The organism is Acinetobacter sp. WCHA39, assembly GCF_002165385.1.
Classification (GTDB): domain Bacteria; phylum Pseudomonadota; class Gammaproteobacteria; order Pseudomonadales; family Moraxellaceae; genus Acinetobacter.
In genome coordinates this window covers 82,380-104,793 of the sequence record NZ_NHRP01000010.1, presented here as the reverse complement: position 1 = coordinate 104,793, position 22,414 = coordinate 82,380, and the positions used below count along the sequence as shown (strand labels likewise).

The 22,414-nt window shown below is 41.8% G+C and carries 17 protein-coding genes and 1 pseudogene; 12 read left to right on the top strand and 6 right to left on the bottom strand.

Annotated features, from left to right (window positions below):
• Both CDG56_RS07165 and CDG56_RS07160 read left to right on the top strand, forming a co-directional pair.
• Nucleotides 1–140: pseudogene (locus tag CDG56_RS07165) on the top strand (IS4 family transposase); the annotation flags it as partial.
• Between the two features lie 381 nt (nt 141–521).
• Entirely contained in the window at nt 522–1,781 is a 1,260-nt protein-coding gene (locus CDG56_RS07160; RefSeq protein ID WP_087547402.1) for an OmpP1/FadL family transporter, read from the top strand.
• Between the two features lie 60 nt (nt 1,782–1,841).
• Here CDG56_RS07160 and CDG56_RS07155 read toward each other — a convergent pair whose 3' ends face one another.
• The 3 genes from CDG56_RS07155 to ompR all read right to left on the bottom strand — a co-directional run bounded on the left by CDG56_RS07155 (nt 1,842) and on the right by ompR (nt 5,749).
• Nucleotides 1,842–3,356, bottom strand: a complete 1,515-nt coding sequence (locus tag CDG56_RS07155; RefSeq protein ID WP_087547401.1) for an acetyl-CoA hydrolase/transferase family protein — start codon at nt 3,354–3,356, stop codon at nt 1,842–1,844.
• A 147-nt stretch (nt 3,357–3,503) separates the two neighbouring features.
• On the bottom strand, nt 3,504–4,967 hold the full coding sequence (locus CDG56_RS07150) for an ATP-binding protein (RefSeq protein ID WP_087547400.1): 1,464 nt from the start codon (nt 4,965–4,967) through the stop codon (nt 3,504–3,506).
• Nucleotides 4,968–4,984: 17 nt separating this feature from the next.
• Nucleotides 4,985–5,749 carry a two-component system response regulator OmpR gene (ompR, locus tag CDG56_RS07145; protein ID WP_004657337.1) on the bottom strand — a complete coding sequence of 255 codons (765 nt, stop codon included), beginning with the start codon at nt 5,747–5,749 and terminating at the stop codon, nt 4,985–4,987.
• A gap of 339 nt (nt 5,750–6,088) precedes the next feature.
• On the opposite strand from ompR, the gene CDG56_RS07140 reads away from it, so the two are divergent.
• The 4 genes from CDG56_RS07140 (at nt 6,089) to CDG56_RS07125 (ending at nt 10,059) form a co-directional block, all read left to right on the top strand.
• Nucleotides 6,089–8,446 carry a Tex family protein gene (locus CDG56_RS07140; RefSeq protein ID WP_087547399.1) on the top strand — a complete coding sequence of 786 codons (2,358 nt, stop codon included), beginning with the start codon at nt 6,089–6,091 and terminating at the stop codon, nt 8,444–8,446.
• Nucleotides 8,447–8,574: 128 nt separating this feature from the next.
• Nucleotides 8,575–9,282 (top strand): AzlC family ABC transporter permease, encoded by a 708-nt coding sequence (locus CDG56_RS07135; RefSeq protein ID WP_087547398.1) that lies wholly within the window; start codon nt 8,575–8,577, stop codon nt 9,280–9,282.
• Nucleotides 9,279–9,596, top strand: coding sequence for an AzlD domain-containing protein (locus CDG56_RS07130; RefSeq protein WP_087543683.1), 318 nt, complete (start codon nt 9,279–9,281; stop codon nt 9,594–9,596). The genes CDG56_RS07135 and CDG56_RS07130 overlap by 4 nt, the downstream gene beginning before the upstream one ends.
• Nucleotides 9,597–9,636: 40 nt before the next feature.
• A complete protein-coding gene (locus tag CDG56_RS07125) occupies nt 9,637–10,059 on the top strand; it encodes a hypothetical protein (protein ID WP_227519046.1) in 423 nt (140 codons plus the stop codon).
• 57 nt (nt 10,060–10,116) lie between these two features.
• Here the strand turns inward: CDG56_RS07125 and CDG56_RS07120 are convergent, their stop codons facing one another.
• The gene (locus tag CDG56_RS07120) at nt 10,117–11,004 is read right to left on the bottom strand and encodes an SDR family NAD(P)-dependent oxidoreductase (RefSeq protein WP_087547397.1); all 888 of its coding nucleotides are present in this window, start codon (nt 11,002–11,004) and stop codon (nt 10,117–10,119) included.
• A 246-nt stretch (nt 11,005–11,250) separates the two neighbouring features.
• Nucleotides 11,251–12,528, bottom strand: a complete 1,278-nt coding sequence (locus tag CDG56_RS07115; RefSeq protein ID WP_087547396.1) for an O-acetylhomoserine aminocarboxypropyltransferase/cysteine synthase family protein — start codon at nt 12,526–12,528, stop codon at nt 11,251–11,253.
• Nucleotides 12,529–12,825: 297 nt separating this feature from the next.
• Between CDG56_RS07115 and ettA the strand changes: the two genes are divergently transcribed.
• The 6 genes from ettA to CDG56_RS07085 all read left to right on the top strand — a co-directional run bounded on the left by ettA (nt 12,826) and on the right by CDG56_RS07085 (nt 21,997).
• A complete protein-coding gene (ettA, locus tag CDG56_RS07110; RefSeq protein WP_087547395.1) occupies nt 12,826–14,487 on the top strand; it encodes an energy-dependent translational throttle protein EttA in 1,662 nt (553 codons plus the stop codon).
• A gap of 183 nt (nt 14,488–14,670) precedes the next feature.
• Nucleotides 14,671–15,069 (top strand): cation efflux protein, CzcI-like, encoded by a 399-nt coding sequence (locus CDG56_RS07105; RefSeq protein WP_205666451.1) that lies wholly within the window; start codon nt 14,671–14,673, stop codon nt 15,067–15,069.
• A 54-nt stretch (nt 15,070–15,123) separates the two neighbouring features.
• A complete protein-coding gene (locus tag CDG56_RS07100) occupies nt 15,124–16,542 on the top strand; it encodes a TolC family protein (RefSeq protein ID WP_087535954.1) in 1,419 nt (472 codons plus the stop codon).
• On the top strand, nt 16,542–17,768 hold the full coding sequence (locus CDG56_RS07095) for an efflux RND transporter periplasmic adaptor subunit (RefSeq protein ID WP_087547394.1): 1,227 nt from the start codon (nt 16,542–16,544) through the stop codon (nt 17,766–17,768). The genes CDG56_RS07100 and CDG56_RS07095 overlap by 1 nt, the downstream gene beginning before the upstream one ends.
• Nucleotides 17,758–20,925 (top strand): efflux RND transporter permease subunit, encoded by a 3,168-nt coding sequence (locus tag CDG56_RS07090; protein ID WP_087547393.1) that lies wholly within the window; start codon nt 17,758–17,760, stop codon nt 20,923–20,925. Before CDG56_RS07095 ends, CDG56_RS07090 begins: the two co-directional genes overlap by 11 nt.
• A 127-nt stretch (nt 20,926–21,052) precedes the next feature.
• Complete coding sequence (locus CDG56_RS07085) at nt 21,053–21,997, top strand: cation diffusion facilitator family transporter (protein WP_087547392.1); 945 nt, start codon at nt 21,053–21,055, stop codon at nt 21,995–21,997.
• A 31-nt stretch (nt 21,998–22,028) separates the two neighbouring features.
• Here the strand turns inward: CDG56_RS07085 and CDG56_RS07080 are convergent, their stop codons facing one another.
• Nucleotides 22,029–22,367, bottom strand: a complete 339-nt coding sequence (locus CDG56_RS07080; protein WP_087547391.1) for a hypothetical protein — start codon at nt 22,365–22,367, stop codon at nt 22,029–22,031.
• Between the last annotated feature and the right edge of the window lie 47 nt (nt 22,368–22,414).

Sequence of the window (22,414 nt, the reverse complement as noted above, 5' to 3'; positions counted from 1 at the left end):
CAGTAAGTTTATTTCGCTACGGTTTGGACTATGTTCAAATGGCTATTCTACGTTTGATTGGTTTTGGAAAAAAAGAAGAATTTAAGAAAGTGCTCGCAATTTTAAGGAAGAAAAAGCCTGATAGGACAAGGGCCCTATGAAATTTGTCGTGTACAAAGTAAATTCATAATTTTCTTCAAATTTACATATTTCATGGGCCTAGAACAGAGAGCTTAAGCATGATTATATTTCCAGCAAGCAAATTTTTGTATCATGTGGTGTATCATGGTGTTTTTATAAGTATATTTATTATTTTAAATTAGTTACTTATGTTTATGTTCGATGGTGGGTCCCGCCACCATATTCAAAAAGCCCTAAACTCAAGTTTAGGGCTTTTTTTATGCATGAAGCAAAATGGGATGTGTTTTGATCAAAAAATCTGTTTATGAATAAAAAGAATATGCTTCTCAAATTAACTTAGTTATCTGAATAAAAGAAAAACAATATACTTGTATATATATTATTTTTAATGCAGATAAACTATGCAAAAGTCTCTCGGGGTTGTTTTACCAGTTCTCATTTTATCTACGCTATCTCAGCATAGTTTCGCAACTACAGGCTATTTTATGCATGGCTATGGGGTTAAAGCCCAAGGCGCTGCTGGAGCTTCTATTGCGGCATTTAATGATGCTCTGACCATTGCGAATAATCCTTCTGGATTGGCTTGGTTAGACAGTCGTGTCGATATTGGCGCGACTATATTTAACCCTAAGCGTTCTGGTGAAATTGAGGGGAATTTGGCAGGTGCCAACGGTCATTACAGTGGCAATGGTCGTGAATATTTTGTTCTACCTGAATTTGCGGTCAATAAGAAAGTAAATGATACGGTTGCTTTGGGTTTAGCGATTTATGGTAACGGCGGTATGAATACCTCCTACAAGAAAAATCCGTATGCAGCTTTTGGGAATACAGGTGAAGCAGGGGTGGATTTAGCGCAGATTTTTATTTCTCCATCTGTGGCTTGGCGTTATAGCGAAAACCAATCCATCGGTATTGCAACCAACATTCTTTATCAACGATTTGAAGCTAAAGGAATTTCAGGTTTTGCACCATTTTCTGTTGATGGGCAAAAACTGAGTAATAATGGTAAGGACTCTGCTACAGGCATAGGTGTTAAAGTCGGCTGGAGTGCCAAGCTAAATGATGTCGTAACTGTTGGTGCAAATTATTCTTCAAAAATTAAATCGGACAAATTTGATCAATATCGCGGTTTATTTGCTCAAGCAGGAGGTTTTGATGTACCGGAGAGCTACGGCGTAGGAGCCGCTTTTCAATTGACGCCTGCATTAACTGTATTAACCGATATAGCGCGTATTAATTATTCGGATGTAGATTCAGTTGGAAATCCTTTTAGTCTAGCTTCGGTGATGGCGGGTAATGGTTTTGGTTCAGAAAAAGGTCAGGGTTTTGGTTGGAAAGATATCAACGTTTACAAGATTGGTGCGGCATATCAAGTTAGTCCACAAGTGACGATAAGAGCTGGATATAGCCATAATGATCAGCCAATTCCTCAAGATCAAACCTTCTTGAATATTCTTGCACCTGGTGTAATTCAAGATCATCTCAGCGTGGGGGCGACGTGGAATATTGATCGTGCACAGGAGCTTAGTGTTGCATATACCTATGGTTTGAAAGAAACCGTAAAAGGAAGTCAATCTATTCCTTTGAACTTTGGCGGTGGTGAAGCTAACCTTGAAATGGATCAGCATATTTTAGGTGTTTCATATGGTCTGAAATTCTGATCAAAACGAAAAAGGCTGAATCAAATAGATTCAGCCTTTTTCAAGATGTGCAGCAAAAAATTAAGCAGTTTTTGCTAATTTTTCGTTTGCTAACATATGACCTGTTTCTTCGAAGTTCGCATGCCATGACAGTGCTTCACGAAGAATATGAGGTGTATGGCCACCGTGCTCGCAGGCACGATCAAAATAGTCATTTAAGGCAGCTTGATAAAGCGGGTGTACGCAGTTGTCAATAATCACACGTGCGCGCTCACGAGGTGCTAAGCCACGTAAATCTGCTAAACCAACTTCAGTTACCAGAATGTCAACATCATGCTCATTATGATCAACGTGGCTTACCATAGGTACGATTGATGAAATATCACCACCTTTTGCGATTGACTTGGTAACAAAGATTGCAAGGTGAGCATTACGCGCAAAATCACCTGAACCGCCGATACCATTCATCATTTTTGTACCGCAAACATGCGTAGAATTCACGTTGCCGTAAATATCGAACTCGAGTGCTGTATTAATCCCAATAATACCCAAACGACGTACGATTTCAGGGTGGTTAGAAATTTCTTGTGGGCGTAATACTAATTTATCTTTGTAGTGTTCAAGATTGCCAAATACGCGCTCACCACATTGTGCAGATAGCGTAATTGAGCTACCAGAAGCAAATTTCATTTTTCCAGCATCAATCAATTCAAAAGTACAGTCTTGTAATACTTCAGAATACATGACCAAATCTTCAAAGTTAGAATCTTTAAGACCAGTCAAAACTGCATTTGCAATTGAACCAATACCTGCCTGTAAAGGACCTAGATTTTTCGCTAAACGACCTGCAGCAACTTCTTTTTCAAAGAAAGCGATGAGGTGATTTGCAATCCCTTGAGTTTCATCGTCAGGCGCAGTCACAGTTGAAGGTGAGTCGGCTGTATTATTAAAAACGATACCTACGATTTTTGCTGGGTCAATTTGGATTGCAGTTGAACCAATACGATCATCGACTTGAGTTAATGGAAGTGGGGTACGTGTTGGACGATATGTTGGAATATAAATATCGTGTAAGCCCTCAAAGTTTTCGCTCAATGAGGTATTAATTTCAACGATCACTTTTTCAGCAAAAATTGCGAAACTTGCAGAGTTGCCTACAGAGGTTGTCGGTACGATATGACCATCTTCTGTAATCGCAACAGCTTCAATCACAGCAATATCTGGACGTTTAAGCTGTTGATTACGCATTTGCTCAACAGTTTCAGACAAATGTTGGTCGATAAACATTACTTCACCATTATTAATGGCGCGACGTAAAGTATTATCAACTTGGAATGGCATACGACGAGCAAGTACACCTGCTTCCGTCAATTGTTTGTCTAAGTCATTCCCTAGGCTTGCACCTGTAATTAATGTGATTTTTAACGGATTTTTTTTAGCTTGTTCGACCAATGCTTGTGGCACAGCTTTCGCTTCTCCAGCACGAGTAAAACCACTCATACCAACCGTCATATCATTTTCAATAAAGCGAGCAGCCTGTTCAGCGCTCATCACTTTGTCATGTAGGGTAGCAAGGCGAATACGACTTAAAGACATGATCCATTCTCAATATACTTCTTAGTTAGATATGGATTTTAGCGTTAAAACTTGAAAAGGGAATTGGACTACGGCTAAGGTCTAATATGTGAAATGCGTGATACTTTTTCAGAGATAAAAAGAGTTATTTTTCCAGTATGAATTGTTCTAAAAATGTTCAGTTATGCTCTGTTTAATTTTATCAATTGCATTCGTTTGAGATTCTTCAAGATTTTCATGGTTGAGTGGAAGTGAAATCACCACTTCTAAACCACCTTGCTCGCGATTGCGAATGCTAATTTGTCCCTGATGAATGTCAACAATACGTTTTACAATGGCTAAGCCGAGGCCACTTCCTTGAATCGTGCGTGCTGAATTACCACGAACAAAGGGTTGCATGAGTTCTTCAACTTGATCTGGTGGAATACCTTCACCATGATCAGCGACGCTAATCAGAATATGATCATCAACATGGCTTGCCGATAATTCAATTGGTTCTGCGCCATAACGTTTGGCGTTGTTGACTAAATTTGCAATCAAACGTTTTAAAGATAGGCTTCGGGCAGGAATAATAGGTAACTCTTGTGCTTCAAAACGAATATCTAAGGGCTTAAATTGTACAGCGACTTCTTGAAGCAATGTATTGATATTGGTTTGTGATAGTTCTTCGTCAGATCCATCTCGCATATACGAAATAAATTGATTCAGGATCGCATCCATATCATCCACATCATAAATTAGACCTTCGCGGAAAAACTCATCTGGGAGCATTTCTGCGGTCAGGCGGATACGCGTCAGTGGCGTGCGTAAGTCGTGTGAAATACCTGCCAACATGATTTGGCGATCACGTTCGGTTTGTTCCAGTGTATACACCATATGGTTAAAGGCTTGATTGACCTGACGGATTTCCAGTGGCCCGTGGTTGGTGTCCAGATAGGGGGCCTTGCCCGTTTTACTGTAGTTGTTGGCGGCATTCTGTAGGCGGCGCAAGGGACGGTTCATCTGCCGCACCAGAATCAGGATAATAATGGAGGACAGGATCGGCACACCAAATAGCCATGCTGCAATCAGTTCAACACTGTAGTTGGTGTAGGTCTTGAGGGGTTCCCTGACCCAGTTGCCATGCATCTCAGGCGTTTGAATCCAAATACGTGGTATCGGTTTGAATTTAAAATATACAGTAACGTTATCAGCGTTATCGACTCCTAGTTCTTTCGCAAGTTTGGTTTCGATTTGGTTGGTAAATAACTCGGCTAAGAATTTATCTTCAATTTTTGGAAATTCTTTGGGGTCAGTGATGTATTCAATACCAATACGGTTTTTAAGCCATGTGTCGATATCGACTTCGGTATCGCGGTGTAGGATGCGAATGTCAGGATTGTTGACCAGTTCCAGCTCAATGGCGAGATAACGCGCATGTTGTTGTAATTCTGGTAAATATAAAGTTCGCCAAAAGAACCACAAGGACATAAACAAGCTAAAAACGACCGTGAACAATACCAAGATCGTGGTACGCATGGCCGCAGAACGTGGTTTAATTTTATCTAAAAAACGTTCCCATTTTGTTCGCGGTCTTTCTGAATAGGTCGCGAAATCTGTAAATGCTTGTGGATCAATTGGTTCAAGTTTCAATGAAGAATTTCCTAAGATTACTCTGCACCATCTGGAACAAATACGTAACCTACACCCCAAACCGTTTGAATATAACGGGCACGCGCAGGATTATCTTCGATTAAACGACGTAAACGAGAGACTTGGACATCAATCGAGCGCTCCATAGCACCCCATTCACGACCACGTGCCAAATTCATCAATTTATCACGAGTTAAAGGTTCGCGAGGGTGCTGAACCAAAGCTTTTAATACTGCAAATTCACCTGTCGTTAACGTGACCACCTGACCTTCACGCGTTAAAGTGCGTGTAGAAAGGTCGAGCGACCAAGGACCAAAGCTCACCACTTCCACTTGTTGGCTTGGCGCACCTGGTACTTCACGGACTTGGCGACGTAAAACGGCACGAATTCGTGCTAATAGCTCATTTGGGTTGAATGGTTTTGGTAAATAATCATCTGCACCCGCTTCAAGGCCCGCAATACGGTCAGAATCGCTACCACGCGCTGTCAGCATAATAATGGGTGTATCGATATTAGATTGACGTAAACGACGGCAAATACTTAAACCATCTTCTACTGGGAGCATAAAATCGAGCACGATCAGCGAGAACAATTCACGTTGCAGTAAACGGTCCATTTGGGTTGCATCATGGGCAGTTTTTACCACAAAGCCTTTATCTTCTAAAAAGCGTTGTAATAGGGTACGCAGACGCACATCATCATCGACCACTAAGATGCGTTCGACCCGGTCTGTCTCATGGTGTACAGTTTCCGTCGATTCGGCAGGTACAACTAAACTCATGATGTGCTCCTTTATCGTTTATTGTCATCGTCTTTATGCAATGCGATTGTGAAATATCAATAGACCTTTGAGTATACGATTCATTGCACAGTTTTGGCTATGTTATAAAGCAACAAATATTGCCAATAAAATCAAGAGATAGATACCAAATGTATACAGGTAAAATTATGACAATCGATCTATTTTTCAATATTTAGGCGAAAAATTCTTAGTATTTTATAAGTATTTATCAATTAGCATAATCTACTCTAAAAATATTCAAAAAAACAATAGTGGATTTTATAGTCACGGACTTTATAATCAGTGCTTTTAGACTTAACCCTTGTGGAATCAATCACGATGACTGACTTAGTTCAGCAGTTGGCAAATGAACTTGCCGTACGTCCAAACCAAGTAGAAGCTGCTATTCGTTTAATTGATGAAGGCGCTAGCGTTCCTTTTATTGCACGTTACCGTAAAGAAGTCACGCAGGGCTTAGACGATACGCAATTACGCCAACTCGACACGCGTTTAACTTATCTACGTGATTTATACGAGCGTCGTGAAAAGGTGATTCAATCTTTACAAGAACAAGATAAATTAAGTGATGATTTATTGGCGCGTGTGAATGCAGCAGAAACTAAAAATGCATTAGAAGAAATTTATGCACCGTACCGTCCAAAACGTACCAGTAAATCATTTAAGGCAAAAGAAGCTGGTTTAGGTCCAATAGTTGAAAAAATTATTGCCGATCAAGTTGATCCAACTGAGGCATTGGCAGGTTTTAGTCATGAAGATTATCCAGATGTCGAAAGCCAACTTGATGCAATTCAGCACATCTTGATTGATGACTGGGCACAAAATATTGGATTAACTACTGAATTAAAACAAATTTTCTCTAAAACAGCAGTTCTTAAGAGCGCAGTTGCTTCTGAAGAGAAAAAAGAAGTCGGTAAAAAATTCCGTGATTATTTTGAGTTTTCTGAAAACCTAAATAAATTACCTTCGCATCGTTTATTGGCGATGTTACGTGGTCGTCAAGAAAATGTATTGGGTTTAAAAGTAGACGGCGAAGATGATACGCCGTTAGCTCGTATTGAAACTGAATATAATCTTGATCAAATTCAGCCTCAAAGCCGTCAAGATTATTTAAAACAAACTGCAAAATTATTTTGGCTTGGTAAGATTCGTCCGCAAATCGAACATTCGTTATTGACTGATAAGCGCTTAGCTGCTGAAGCTGAAGCAATGGATGTGTTTGCTGAAAATTTACGTCATTTACTCCTTTCTGCACCTGCAGGTGGTCGTACCACTTTAGGTGTTGATCCTGGTATCCGTACAGGTGTAAAGCTTGCGGTTGTGAGTGATGCAGGCGATGTTCTAGCACATAGTACGATTTACCCGTTTGCACCGAAAGAAGATAAACAAGGTTCAATTGCTGAGTTAGCTCGTTTATGCCGAGAGTTCCACGTGGAACTTATTGCGATTGGTAATGGTACAGCAAGTCGTGAAACTGAAGCCGTTGTTGCTGAGATGATGGCTGCAAATACTGATTTAAAACTCACACGTATCACAGTCAGTGAAGCAGGTGCATCGGTTTATTCGGCAAGTGAACTTGCTTCTCAAGAATTACCAGAGCTTGATGTTTCAATTCGTGGCGCGGTTTCAATTGCGCGCCGTTTACAAGATCCATTGGCTGAACTTGTGAAGATTGATCCAAAATCCATTGGTGTGGGTCAATATCAGCATGATGTGAATCAAACTGGTCTGGCAAAAACACTGGATGCTGTGGTTGAAGACTGTGTGAATGCAGTTGGCGTAGATGTAAATACCGCATCTCCAGCGATCTTGGCATATATTGCAGGTTTAAATAAATCGATTGCACAGCAAATCGTTGAATATCGTAAAGAACATGGTCGTTTCGATAACCGTCAAGCCTTGAAAAAAGTGCCACGTTTAGGTGAGCGTACTTTTGAGCAATCAGCAGGCTTCTTACGTGTTCAAAATGGTTCTGAGCCATTGGATGCATCAGCGGTTCATCCAGAAAGTTATGACGTGGTTGAAAAGATTGTTGCAGCAAAAGCCACAACAGTAAAAGACATTATTGGTAATACTGAAATTATTCGCCAAGTAAAAGCAGAAGAGTTTGTTGATGACAAGTTTGGTTTGCCAACGATTCAAGATATTTTAGCTGAACTTGAAAAGCCTGCTCGTGATCCGCGTCCAGAGTTTCGTACTGCCAAGTTCCGTGAAGATATTACTGAAGTTGCTCAACTCACTGAAGGCATGCAGCTTGAAGGTGTAGTGACCAATGTGACCAACTTTGGCGCGTTCGTGGATGTGGGTGTACATCAAGATGGTTTAGTGCATATCTCTGAACTTGCAAATGAATTTGTTTCTGATCCACATAAAGTGGTGAAACCAGGTCAAATTGTGCAAGTTCGTGTGATGCAAGTTGATGTTGAACGTAATCGTGTGAACTTGAGTATGCGTGCTGAAGGTTCTGCGCCTGCTAAAGCACCACGTCAGCAGCAGCGTCCACAGCAAGAGCGTACTGAACGTTCAGAACGTAAGCCTCAAGGTCAACGTCCGCCACGTAAAGAAGGTGACTTTAAGCGTCCACAAAATAACAAGCCAAAAACTGAAAAACCACAAGAGCAAAAAATCGGTGGTTTAGGTGCTTTGTTATTACAAGCAGGGATTAAAGGTTCTAAATAACCTAATTTAATCTACTTACAAAACCTTCCTTCGGGGAGGTTTTTTACATTCAAAATAGATGATTTTTCCGCTTTTTATGTTGAACTTTATTATAATTCCTCAGTTCCCAACGCAAACTTGTTGTTCTTATGTCCCCAGATTCTACTGAAAATCTTTCTTCCCTCCAGCATGCTTTTTTACAAGGAGTGATCAAAATACTGCCGCTATGTTTCGCGGTATTGCCGTGGGGCTTGCTGGCAGGCTCAATGGCGATTCAGGCTGGCCTGACCACTGGGCAAGCCATAGGAATGTCTGCATTGGTTTTTGCTGGTGCAGCGCAGTTGATGACACTGGGTTTGGTTATGGCGGGTACACCTGCACTCACCATTATCATTTCAGTATTTTTGATTACCACACAGCATTATTTGTATGCTCTATATTTTCGTGAAGAAATTGCCAGACTGCCATTAAAACAGCGTTTGTTATTTGGTTTTTTGCTGACTGATGAATTGTTTGCTGTTGGTATTCATAAGCGTGAATATTATATTTATTTTTTGCTTGGGGCTGGCAGTTTTTTCTATTTGGCTTGGGTATTGTTTAGTATTGGCGGTATTGTGTTGGCTTCCTCTCTGCCAAATTTAGATCAATATCATCTCGATTTTTCCATTGTTGCAACCTTTGTTGCCATTGTGATTCCCTTTATTAAAAACCTGAATACGTTGGTGGGTGTCTTGGTTTCGGTGCTTTTAACCGTTGTTTTTCTAAGCTTAGGTTTTAAAAGTGCAGCGATCATGGCAGGAGTAATTGGTATGTTGACCGCAACCTGCCTACAGAATATTCTGGAGCGTACAGCATGAGTTGGTTTCTCCTGATTATTCTGGCAATTGTGGTGTTTACGAATCGCTATATCTTGCTTGAACCTAATCTTCCTTTGCGTTTACCCAAATGGTTTCAGCAGTCTTTGCAATATTCTGCACCGTGTTTACTGACGGCAATTGCGACTCCGATTGTGTTTATGGATGAGCAGGGGGCATTTCGTTCGACTTTACTGAATCCGTATTTTCTCGCCACGATTTTAACGATTGTAATTGCTTATAAAGTGCGACATACCTTGTTGACGATTATTCTGAGTTTGGCGTGTTTTTATGGATTGGTGTTCTGGTTGAATTAGTTAAATTAAAAGATTGGGAGCATATAGATTATGCTCTAAAATGAGAGCAATTCCTGCAACACCAAAACATTATCTGCCTTTGGTGAGCGTAGATGATCTATGCAAAGTGATGGTGCGAGCTGCAACAGATTCAGGTTTAGTGGGCCAGTCCTTATTAGTTGCCCCAGAGCAGAACATTCTTTTGTCTGAATTGACGAAAATGATTGCTCAACAATTCAATGTCTCTGCACCGAAACAACATGTGCCGCTGACTATTTTACGATTAATTTCGAATTGGACATGGTTGGCAAATCAATTAGAAATGTCGGCTGAGATGTTAAGTTTTTTGAGGACTGAACAACTGGACTTAGAACCGCTTAAACAATTTAGACAGTGTTGGGATATACAGACAGGGGATTTAGCTGGTGCCATTACAAAAACAACAGATTGGATGAAACAAACAACATCCACACAAATTATTTAAATCATAAAAAAACAGCGTATCTAGAGATACGCTGTTTTTAAAATCGGAATCACAAGATTACCAGTGTTCACCTGGGAACAAACGCGCATAGGCACGTTGTACAAGATTTAATTTCTCTTGCTCACCGATAGATGCCGTAGAGCTTGGGAATAAGTTAAAGCCGATCGACATCAAAATATTATTTACATCTGGTGCAATCGCATAAGTAATTGATGCGAGACGACCTAAGTTGGTTGCGATCTTTTTCGGACGTTTCACAATCGCATAAGCAATCAAGTCTGCTGCTTGTTCAGGAGAAAGCGTCGGTACATATTTATAGATTTTAGTTGGTGCAATCATTGGGGTACGCACTAACGGCATGTAAATCGAAGTGATTGCAATTTTGTGTGAGTGAACTTCAGCAGATAAACAACGGCTAAATGCATCCAGTGCCGCTTTAGACGCTACATAAGCAGAGAAGCGGGTTGCATTTGCAAGTACACCAATCGAACTGATGTTGATGATCTGGCCATCCTTGCGCTGCATCATGTGTGGCAACAAGTTAAGAACCAAACGTACTGCACCAAAGTAGTTAAGTTGCATGGTACGTTCAAAATCATGGAAGCGATCAACAGATTCATGTACAGCACGGCGAATTGAACGTCCTGCATTGTTGATCAAAATATCAATGTGATCCACGCTCGCCAAAATTTCTTTTGACACGGCATCAATTGATTCCATATCGTTTAGATCGCATGGAAAGACTGATGCCTTGCCACCCTCTGCCTCAATCTCCGCTTTGACTTCATCCAGCTTTTCTTTAGTACGTGCAAGCAACAATACATGAGCGCCAGCTTGAGCAAGATATTTTGAAACTGTTAAACCAATACCACTTGATGCACCAGTGACAATGATTGTTTTCCCGTCGACTTTTTGTTGAAAAAGTTTTTTGAGTTTTGCGTTCATGTAAGTTACCTACATTAATCAAGCTGTTGTTTGCAATGCTTTTTTATTGCGATTAAACATTGCACTTTATTTTGTATTAATATTAACCGATATTTTTTGTTTGTCTAGTGTAAATGTTTGAAATTTAATACTTTTTTAGAGTAAAAACTCTAAAAAAATAAACCTATAGTTGAAAATGATATTATATTTTTCGAATTTTGCATAGAAAAAAAGCCCTATGTTAAGGGCTCATTGATTTCATTGAATTTAAACCTGAGCAAGCGCCTGTTCAAGGTCAGCAATCAGGTCATCAATATGCTCAATGCCAATAGACAAGCGCACAAGGTCTTCACTGACCCCTGCCGATTTAAGTTCTTCAGAATTAAGTTGGCGATGGGTTGTGGTAGCAGGGTGACATGCCAAGCTTTTGGCATCACCAATATTGACCAAACGTGTAAACAGTTGTAATGCATCGATAAAACGAGTACCGCCTTCTAAGCCATCTTGTACGCCAAAAGAAAGAATCGCTGAAGGTTTACCTTTCACATACTTTTGTGCCAAATGATGCTGTGGATGGTCATTTAAACCTGCATAATTGACCCATTTTACTTTTGGATGTTGTTTCAAATAATTTGCAACTTTCAGAGCATTCTCCGTATGGCGCTCCATACGAAGGCTTAAAGTTTCTAAGCCTTGTAAGATCAAAAACACACTCAGCGGACTAATCGCAGCCCCTGTATTGCGTAGCGGAACAACGCGTGCACGTGCGATATAAGCAGCTTCACCTAGAACTTCAACATAATTCACGCCGTGATAGCTTGGATCTGGTGTATTCAACGCTTTAAAACGTTCAGGATATTTGCCCCAAGGGAATTTGCCACTATCAATAATGACACCACCAATACTGTTGCCATGTCCGCCAATGTATTTCGTCAGAGAATGAACCACAATATCTGCACCAAATTCAAATGGTTTCAATAAAGCAGGAGTTGCAACAGTATTATCTACAATAACAGGGACACCATATTCATGCGCAATTTTAGAGATTGCTTCTAGGTCGATGATATTCCCAAGAGGGTTTCCGATCGACTCAACAAAGACCAGTTTGGTCTTATCATCAATAATAGAACGTAAAGCTTCGGGATTCTGATAATCAAAGAAACGAACTTCAATCCCTTGTTTCGGCAATGTATGCGCAAATAGGTTATAAGTACCACCGTATAAAGTGGATACAGATGCAATATTGTCACCGGCTTCAGCAATCGTTTGAATCGAATAGGTGATCGCTGCCATACCTGAGGCTAGAGCCAATGCACCAATACCACCTTCAAGCGCTGCGAGGCGTTGTTCGAGTACGGCGGTGGTTGGATTCATAATACGGGTGTAAATATTGCCCTGAACTTTTAAATCGAATAAGTCAGCACCATGTTGTGTATTATCAAATGCATAAGACGTGGTTTGATAAATAGGTACAGCGACAGCCTTTGTAGTGGCTTCTGGTGAATATCCCGCATGAATGGCTAAAGTTTCATCTTTATAGGTCATGATTACATCATCTACGTGAGTTAAATACTGATCGAGTGTAGCCGAAAAGCTATCCAAAATGGTGCATAATTTATGCGATTTATTGCGTTTTTATTCATATAAACAAAATAATAAGCGATTGAAAGCCATGATTCTGTTTTGAAGACAAAATTGTGTAATGTCTTGAAAAAGAAAATCCTTTGATTGGATGAAACAAAGATGATCTTAACTTCATGTTAATCCCGTTTTCAGCGTATAATACGTGCGATTATTTTTCGCTTTTTGCGATTTATTGGTTTTTCAATTGAGGAGTCCTGCGTGGCCCAATATATTTATACGATGAACCGAGTGTCGAAGATGGTTCCGCCGAAGCGCGAAATCTTAAAAGACATCTCTTTATCATTTTTCCCAGGTGCAAAAATTGGTGTGCTTGGTTTAAACGGTGCAGGTAAGTCTACCTTGCTCCGTATTATGGCGGGCGTAGATAAAGATTTCTCTGGTGAAGCTCGTGCACAACCTGGAATCAAAATCGGTTACTTAGAACAAGAACCACCACTTGATCCTACTAAAGATGTTCGCGGAAACGTTGAAGATGGTGTACGTGAAGCACTTGATGCTTTAGCGCGTCTTGATCAGGTTTTTGCAGAATATGCTGAGCCTGATGCAGATTTCGATGCGCTTGCAAAAGAGCAAGAAAAATTAGAATCGATCATCCATGCTTGGGATGCACATAACCTGAATAATCAGCTTGAAATTGCTGCGGATGCATTGAATCTTCCAGCTTGGGATGCAGATGTATCATTGCTTTCAGGTGGTGAGCGCCGTCGTGTTGCATTATGTCGTTTGTTGCTGTCTAAGCCAGACATGTTACTTCTTGATGAACCGACGAACCATTTAGATGCTGAATCAGTATCTTGGTTAGAGCGTTTCTTGAAAGATTTCCCTGGTACGATCGTTGCGATTACGCATGACCGTTATTTCTTGGATAACGTGGCTGAGTGGATTCTTGAACTTGACCGTGGCATGGGGATTCCTTATCAAGGTAACTACTCTTCTTGGTTGGAACAAAAGAATGCCCGCCTAGAGCAAGAACAGAAGCAAGAAGAATCTTTTGCTAAAGCATTGAAAAAAGAACTTGAATGGGTTCGTTCAAATGCCAAAGGTCAGCAAAAGAAAAACAAGGCGCGTATGGAGCGTTTTGAAGAGTTGAACTCCAAAGAATTCCAGCAGCGTAATGAAACCTCTGAAATTTATATTCCACCTGGTCCACGTTTGGGCAACAAGGTTGTGGAAGTAGAAGGCATCAGCAAGTCATTCGATGGCCGTCTATTGTACGAAAACTTAACGTTTACTGTACCTCCTACAGCGATTGTGGGTATCGTTGGTCCAAACGGTGCGGGTAAAACCACGCTATTCCGTATGATGACTGGCGAACAGCAACCTGATACAGGTACGGTGACTTTGGGTGAGTCAGTTAAAGTGGCTTATGTGGGCCAGATCCGTGACACCTTGGATAACAACAAAACCGTTTGGGAAGAAGTTTCTGGTGGTTTAGATATCTTAAAAATTGGTGATTACGAAATTGCATCACGTGCATATATCGGTCGCTTTAACTTTAAAGGTCAAGATCAGCAAAAACGTGTTGGTGAGTTGTCGGGTGGTGAGCGGAACCGTTTACAACTGGCGAAAATCTTACAGATGGGCGCCAACGTGATCTTACTAGATGAACCATCGAACGACTTGGATATTGAAACCTTACGTGCGCTTGAGGATGCGATTTTAGTATTCCCTGGTACGGTAATGGTAGTATCGCATGACCGTTGGTTCCTTGACCGTATCGCAACGCATATCTTGTCATTTGAGAATGAACAGCCAGAATTCTACACAGGTAACTATGCAGAATACGAAGCATACCGTCAGTCTCGTTTAGGGGATGCAGCAGCAACTAAACGTACAAAGTATAAAAAGATTACAGGTTAATTTCCTGTCTAAAAAAACCAGCTTTCGAGCTGGTTTTTTTATTTTCAGAAATTATAAATACAAATCAAGGATTGTGCGATAAAGCTAAATTTCAGGACGATCTTGTTTTAGTTCGTTTAATGTAATTTTATTACATGTACTTTATTTGCTATAGTGACGCAAATTTTGAACAGTTGGTGTAACGTGCAACGTTCTGCTGTATTTATGACACTCTTGCTGAGTTTGTTCATGTTCCAAAGTTTTTGGAATGTGGCGGCGGCTTTTTGTGCGCATGAACAGCCGACTGAATATCGTACGTTGAATCATTTTGGGCATCATATCCCTGAAAATTTAGATGTTTCTGAAAAACATGCAGTAGTTGCAGATCAAGATGCTTCTGATTTACCCATGCCGTTAAGCTTGCAAGATCATCATGACCATCTGCCATCTTGTTTTCATGTGGTGGTGGCTGAAGTTCAGCAACGTGTAAATGAACCGATGTTGCACAGTCAGGACGTAGAACAAAAATATTACTGGTCCAACTTCTATCAGTCTCCACATCTTTCAGGGCTAAATCCGCCGCCTTTATCAACCCCGCTATAGGTGGGGTAGCCGAAAAATAGCCCACCGCATTCTTATTACTTTGCGGGGCTTTATATGTCTTCTAGTTTAAATCAGCGTATTCATGCAGTTGAGCAGCATACGCGAAAAAATCGTACTCAATTGTCATTGAAGTGGTCAGTGTTGGCACTTGCCTTAAGCACTGCTATTTTGAGTCCATCCATTGCCGCAGAATCTTTACTTGATGCAAATCAGCCTGCAACCAAGGCTGCACAACGTAATCTGAATTTTGAGCAAATCTTGCAGGATGTGAAACAATATCAGGCAGGCACAGGGGTGTGGCAAACGCAGCAAGGAATCGCTGAGGCCAATGTGAAACAAGCCGGGTTATGGTCGAATCCAAGTATTTCTATTCAGCAAACCGACTTTAGGTCAGGCAAAGACAAAGAGTTGGAATTTGGTGTTTCACAAAAATTAGACATTTTTGGTCAACGTCGTGCTGCGGTTAAGCTTGCCGATGTACAAGCATCTCAAGTGGGCCTTAATCAGGAACTCTACAATGCGCAACTTGAGTTAGCAGTTAAATATCTATGGTCGCAAGTCGTGGTGCTAGAGCTGGAACATGATGTGGTTCAGGCACAGTTAAAAACCAGTCAGGACACTTTGGATGCAACTCGCTTAAGACTCAAAGCGGGCAGCATTGCGCAGGTCGATTTAGATCGTACCTTGATGGCGCATATTGAAAATCAACGGTTGTTTCAACAAACCGAACTCTCTTTAGCCACTGCAAAGCGTCAATTGGCAAATCTGTGGGGCAGTACCGATAACCGCTTCTCTACTCAGGCAAGCAATGTCTGGCCACAACAAAATGATTTGCAAGATTATTTGCAGAACAATTTATTTGAGCGTGCTATTCAACTCGATATCGTGCGTCAAAAAGCCAATATCGATTATTTAAAAGTATCCAACCGACCAAATCCAACCGTCAATTTAGGCATGGTGCAAAGTAAAAGCGCAGAAACCAATTCGACCGATAACAAGTTCCGAGTGGGTATCGATATCCCGTTGAATATTTTTAATCGTCAACAGTATTCATTGCGAATTGCCAATGCCAAACAAGATTTACTGGTCAAACAGCAACAGTTTTACAAGCAGCAGAACTTGAATGCGATTCAGACCTTAACAGCAGAGTTGGCGGGATTGAAACAACAGTTCGATCTCGTCAATCAACGACAAATTCCATTGTCTGAAACGGTACAAGAGAAAATGTTGCTCGGTTTCAAAGTCGGTAAATATGCCATTACCGATGTGCAGCAAGCCACCATGCAATTGCAGGATCAACGTTTAAATAAAGTGCAGTTACTCAAGAGTGCATGGCAAAAGCAAATTGATGCAGAAAGTTTAGCACTAGGAATTGAGCTGAGTATGGTGAGTTCAAGTGATGCCTTAAATCAGATTAATCAAACCCTCTGGAAAGATACCAATAACCTTCCCGCTGTAGTAGGAGCAGAATAATGTCGACAAATAAATCTAAAAAGCAGTGGTTCTGGGTCATTCTGGTTATTGCCGTTGGCTTAGTCCTGAGCGCGTTATTATTTTTCACGGGCAAGAACAAAGCCAGCAGTGATGCAGCAGCTGATAGTCATGGCGAAGGTGAGGAAGGACATACAGAAGGTGAGGCTGGGCAGGCGGAAAGTGAGGAAGGTAGCTTAAATCTCAGCCCAAAACAGATGACTGAATATGGGGTTAAGCTGGCTCAGGTTGGTGTGGGTGAAGTCGGACAGCAATTTGCTTACCCAGCAAAACTGGTGACCAATACTGATCAGCAAGCGCATGTTTCAGCAACCTTTGCTGGGCGTGTGGAAAGTGTTAATGCGGTACTTGGCCAACAAGTCAAGAAAGGGCAAGTTTTAGCCACTCTATTTATCCCTGATCTGGTAGATCAGCAGGCTAATTTAAGTATTGCACAAGAAGCTTTAACCCTTGCACAGCAAGATTATCAACGTGAAAAACAACTTTGGGAACAAGGGGTTTCTGCACGTCAGGATTATCAACGTGCCTACAATGCCTATCGTCAGGCACAGATTCAGGTACAAGCTGCACGTAGCCGCTTATCTGCCTTGGGTGCATCTAGTGGTAGTCAGGGTCGCTATGTCTTGACTGCACCTTTAAGCGGTGTGGTGAGTCTGAAAGATATTGTGGTGGGAGAGCAAATTACCGCCGATAAGCAGTTATTTGTGATTGATCAGCTGGACCAACTCTGGATTGAGTTTATTTTACCAAGCGTCAATAACATCAATGTCCAACCAGATCAGCAGATCGAGTTTAAGTCGCTGCAAACCAATAATAGCTTTAAAGCACAAATCCAAACGTTAACGACTGAGGCAGATACGCAGACAGGTCGTTTACAGGTTCGTGCCAAAGTACTGACACCTGCCAAAGAATTACGACCTAATCTGATGGTGAATGTATTGTTAGATGGCACGGATAAAAAACCTGTGCTTCGTGTTGCCAAAGCAGCGATTCAGCAGATCGAGGGTAAAGCCACGGTTTTTGTCGCTAAGCAAGAGAAAGACCAAATGCATTTCACTCCAACACCTGTACAACTGGGTAATTACTCAAGTGATGGGCAGTGGGTGGAAATCCAATCGGGTCTGACTGAAAAGCAACAATATGTCAGTCAAGGCAGTTTCCTTTTGAAATCTGAGATCGAGAAGGGAGAGGCTGAGCATGGACACTAAAGATAAGTTGCAGCTTCCTCCCGCGGAAGGTCTGTTTGATCGGATTATTCAGTTTTCAATCTGCAATGCGATTTGGGTCATGCTGTTTGTGGTGGCATGGATCGGGGTCGGTATTTATAGCTACCAAAAACTGTCGATTGATGCCGTACCTGACATTACTAACGTGCAGGTGCAGATTAACAGTCAGGCGGGAGGATTCACTGCCCCTGAGGTTGAACAACGGATTACTTATCCGATTGAAAATGCCATGTCGGGTATTCCGAACTTGGAACAAACCCGTTCCATCTCCCGTTACGGCTTGTCCCAAGTCACGGTGATCTTTAAAGATGGTACCGATATCTATTGGGCGCGTCAGCTGATTAACCAGCGCTTACAGGAAGCCAAGAGTGCTTTGCCTGATGATATTGATCCACAAATGTCACCGATTTCAACTGGTCTAGGCGAGATCTATCAATGGGTGATCAAAGCTGAACCGAATGCCAAAAAGGCCGATGGTACGCCTTATCAGGCCATGGACCTGCGTGAAATTCAGGACTGGATTGTTCGTCCTCAATTACAACGTGTGCCGGGTGTTGCTGAAATCAATACCATTGGGGGATATAACAAGACCTATGTGGTTTCTCCAGACCTGAAACGTTTGCAACAACTGCAAATTCCGTTAACCGATTTGCAAACTGTACTCACTGAAAATAATGAAAACCGCGGTGCGGGTTTTATTGAAGAAAATGGACAACAGCTGACGGTACGTATTCCAGGGATGATGAAAACCGTACAAGACATTGAGAATGTCACGGTCAGCACCAAGAATGGTTTGCCGATCCGTGTTGCCGATGTTGCAACAGTTTCGATTGGACATGATCTGCGTACAGGTGCTGCCACCTATAACGGTGAAGAAACCGTACTGGGTATCGCGATGATGATGATGGGTGAGAACAGTAAATCCATCGCTCAAGCACTCGACAGCAAAATGCAGGAAATCAAACGTTCATTACCTGAAGGGGTGGTGGTCGAAACGGTATATAACCGCAGTAACTTGGTTGATAAAGCCATTAAGACGGTGGCGAAAAACCTGATCGAAGGTGCAATCTTGGTGATTGTGATCCTGTTTGTGTTCTTAGGTAACTTCCGTGCGGCATTGATTACTGCCTGTATTATTCCTTTATCTATGCTGTTTACCCTGACAGGGATGGCGGAGCAAAAAATCAGTGCCAACCTGATGAGTTTAGGCGCATTGGACTTTGGGATTATCGTCGATGGTGCGGTGGTGATTGTCGAAAACTGTATCCGACGGCTGGCAGAGGCTCAACACCATAAAGGTCGACTCCTGACCCGTTCTGAACGCTTTACCGAAGTCTTCTTGGCGGCAAAACAGGCAAGACGTCCGCTGATTTTTGGACAAATCATCATTATGGTGGTGTATTTGCCAATCTTTGCACTGGCAGGTGTAGAAGCGAAAATGTTCCATCCAATGGCAATGACCGTGGTCTTGGCCTTGATCGGTGCCATTATTTTATCGGTGACTTTCGTCCCTGCTGCGGTGGCATTATTTGTTACCGGTGAGGTCAAAGAGAAAGAAAGCCGTTGGATGGCGGCATTAAAAAGCGGTTATAAATCCTTGCTGGATAAAGCCTATGCTTTCCGCTATGTGGTGGTGGCCGGTGCAGTGACTATTTTGATACTCACCGCTGCGATTGGTTCGCGTGTCGGTAGTGAGTTTGCGCCACAACTGAGTGAAGGTGACTTTGCTTTACAGTTGATGCGTGCACCAAGTACAGGAATTGAAGAATCACTGAAGATTCAGGAAAGTGTTGAGAAGCAATTACTCGCAGAGTTTCCAGAAATCAAGGCGATCTTTGCCCGTACAGGTACGGCCGAAGTGGCAACGGATGTGATGCCCCCTAATATTTCTGATGCAATCGTTTTGTTAAAGCCGCGTGATCAATGGCCAGATAAATCGGAAACCATTGACGAGCTTCGAACCAAAATGTTGGCCTATGTTGAGAAAATTCCAGGCAACAACAGTGAGTTTTCTCAGCCGATTGAATTACGTTTCAACGAACTGATTTCAGGCGTACGTAGTGATATTGGGGTGAAAATTTTTGGTGATGATATGCAGGTTCTGAACCAAGAAGCAGAAAAAGTCGCGCAAACCTTGAGAACGATTACTGGTGCAAGTGAAGTCAAAGTCGAGCAGACTGATGGCTTACCTTTGCTCAATGTCGATATCGATCACGCACTGGCTGCACAATATGGTTTATCGGTGAAATCCATTCAGGATTTGGTTGCTGCCAGTATTGGTGGACAAAGTGTTGGGCAGATTTTACAGGGTGACCGTCGTTTTGATTTTGTGGTGCGTTTGGATGATGGGATGCGTACGCCGCAGCAATTGGCGATGTTACCGATTCAACTACCGAATGGTGGTTTGATCAAACTGCAAGACGTGGCAAAAGTGGAGAATATTTTAGGCTTGGCGCAAGTCAGCCGTGAAAATGGCAAGCGCCGTGTTGTAGTCACCACCAACGTACGCGACCGTGATTTGGGCTCATTTGTGGGTGAAATGCAGCAGAAATTATCTCAGCAAAAATTACCAAGCGGTTATTGGCTTGGTTATGGCGGTCAGTTTGAAAATCTGGCCTCGGCAAAAGCCAGAATGCAGATTGTGGTGCCATTGGCATTGCTGATGATCTTTGTTCTGTTGATGGCGGTGTTTAATAACTTTAAAGAAAGCTTGCTGGTATTTAGTGGCGTGCCATTTGCGTTGTCAGGTGGATTAGTCGCACTTTGGTTGCGAGATATCCCATTGTCGATGTCAGCAGGTGTTGGGTTCATTGCGCTCTCTGGTGTCGCAGTACTCAACGGTTTAGTGATGCTGAGTTTCATCAAAGAGCTGCGTGAGCAGTTTAATGTACATAAAGCGACATGGCAGGGTGCGATTCTCCGACTACGCCCCGTTCTGATGACGGCCTTTGTGGCATCACTGGGCTTTATTCCGATGGCGATTGCCACAGGTACAGGCGCGGAGGTACAACGTCCATTGGCAACAGTGGTGATTGGTGGGATTATTTCTTCCACTTTACTGACATTGCTGATTTTGCCTGTGGTCTATCGTTGGATGAATGAAGGTAAAGAGGCAAAAAGTCAGGAAACCGCAATCTAATCCATTTATGTTATCTTCTTAATTAAGCATTTTATTAAGAAGAATCTGAACCGATCAAAGCATGATTCATGCTTTGGTCGACTGTGGGGCTGAACAGTCTTACTTTGATAATGATAAGGAGTCCAACATGAGTGGACATCAAGGGCATGATCATAGTCATGCTGCTGTTACAGAAGGCAATGCAAAAAAACTAACGATTGCGCTAATACTGACCACGACTTTTTTAGTCATCGAATTTATTGCAGGTATCATCACACAGAGTTTGGCATTACTTTCCGATGCTGCACATATGTTTACTGATGCCGCTGCATTAGCGATTGCTTTAGCTGCGATTAAAATTGCCAAACGCCCTGCTGATGATAAGCGTACCTTCGGTTATCAGCGTTTTGAGATTTTGGCGGCATTATTTAATGCATCTATGTTATTTTTTGTGGCGATGTATATTCTTTACGAAGCCTATCAACGATTTACCCAACCGCCCGAAATTCAAAGTATAGGCATGTTGGTGGTCGCATCAATTGGATTAATCATTAATTTGATTTCAATGAAAATTTTGATGTCCAGTGCGACTGAAAGTTTGAACATGAAAGGTGCTTATTTAGAAGTGCTGAGTGATGCATTAGGTTCTGTGGGCGTCATTATTGGTGCTGTGATTATTTATTACACCAACTGGTATTGGGTTGATACTATTATTGCGGTCGCGATCGGTTTTTGGGTCTTACCAAGAACATGGATTTTGCTCAGACAAAGTATCAATATTTTATTAGAAGGTGTACCTGAAGAGGTTGATATTGAAAAGTTACGCACTGATCTGTTGGGTTTAGATGGTGTTGAAAGTATCCACCAATTAAAGGTTTGGGCAATTACATCGAAGAATATTCATCTTACCGTACATTTGTTTGCACCGAATGTTGATCGTAATCAGCTACATCGTGCTGCGATTGAAATGTTATCGCATGAACATGGTATTGCCGAAGTGACTTTGCAGATCGAAGATGATGCTGAAATGAATTGTCAGCATACTCATCAACATGTTGAAGATGAACAACGCACTCATTCACATCAGCACTAAGCTGATGTGAATTGTAATTTAGAGCAACATGTTAGTTTTGCCATTCGTGATTACAGTCACGGCATTTCCAATGCTTTTGCGCTTGCATAAAAGCTTGCATTGAAATTTTGAAATCAGGCAAATCTCGCCAAAATAAGATGCCCGCGATGATACAGACAATAAATACTGCAACGGTCGCAATTTGCAGGCCTTGACCAGCGCCATGCCCAAAAATCCACATTGCAACACTAATTAACACCAACACCAGTAAAATAAAAATAGCAGGAACTAAAAGCACCAAGCTTTTAGGCACATTAGGGCGAGGGCTGTTGGCGCCCTGACTGACAGGCATAATTTTCACGCTTTGGCATTTAGGGCAACGATATTGCATAAAGATTTCCTATAGTATTTTGCTTATTTTAGCGAAAATTATGCAAA

What these genes read in the sequence shown, in the direction of transcription:
- CDG56_RS07160 (WP_087547402.1), top strand. Translation starts at nt 522, where the DNA reads ATGCAAAAGTCTCTCGGGGTTGTTTTACCAGTTCTCATTTTATCTACG.
- CDG56_RS07155 (WP_087547401.1), bottom strand. Translation starts at nt 3,356, where the DNA reads ATGTCTTTAAGTCGTATTCGCCTTGCTACCCTACATGACAAAGTGATG.
- ompR (WP_004657337.1), bottom strand. Translation starts at nt 5,749, where the DNA reads ATGAGTTTAGTTGTACCTGCCGAATCGACGGAAACTGTACACCATGAG.
- CDG56_RS07140 (WP_087547399.1), top strand. Translation starts at nt 6,089, where the DNA reads ATGACTGACTTAGTTCAGCAGTTGGCAAATGAACTTGCCGTACGTCCA.
- CDG56_RS07135 (WP_087547398.1), top strand. Translation starts at nt 8,575, where the DNA reads ATGTCCCCAGATTCTACTGAAAATCTTTCTTCCCTCCAGCATGCTTTT.
- CDG56_RS07130 (WP_087543683.1), top strand. Translation starts at nt 9,279, where the DNA reads ATGAGTTGGTTTCTCCTGATTATTCTGGCAATTGTGGTGTTTACGAAT.
- CDG56_RS07125 (WP_227519046.1), top strand. Translation starts at nt 9,637, where the DNA reads ATGAGAGCAATTCCTGCAACACCAAAACATTATCTGCCTTTGGTGAGC.
- CDG56_RS07120 (WP_087547397.1), bottom strand. Translation starts at nt 11,004, where the DNA reads ATGAACGCAAAACTCAAAAAACTTTTTCAACAAAAAGTCGACGGGAAA.
- CDG56_RS07115 (WP_087547396.1), bottom strand. Translation starts at nt 12,528, where the DNA reads ATGACCTATAAAGATGAAACTTTAGCCATTCATGCGGGATATTCACCA.
- CDG56_RS07100 (WP_087535954.1), top strand. Translation starts at nt 15,124, where the DNA reads ATGTCTTCTAGTTTAAATCAGCGTATTCATGCAGTTGAGCAGCATACG.
- CDG56_RS07095 (WP_087547394.1), top strand. Translation starts at nt 16,542, where the DNA reads ATGTCGACAAATAAATCTAAAAAGCAGTGGTTCTGGGTCATTCTGGTT.
- CDG56_RS07090 (WP_087547393.1), top strand. Translation starts at nt 17,758, where the DNA reads ATGGACACTAAAGATAAGTTGCAGCTTCCTCCCGCGGAAGGTCTGTTT.
- CDG56_RS07085 (WP_087547392.1), top strand. Translation starts at nt 21,053, where the DNA reads ATGAGTGGACATCAAGGGCATGATCATAGTCATGCTGCTGTTACAGAA.
- CDG56_RS07080 (WP_087547391.1), bottom strand. Translation starts at nt 22,367, where the DNA reads ATGCAATATCGTTGCCCTAAATGCCAAAGCGTGAAAATTATGCCTGTC.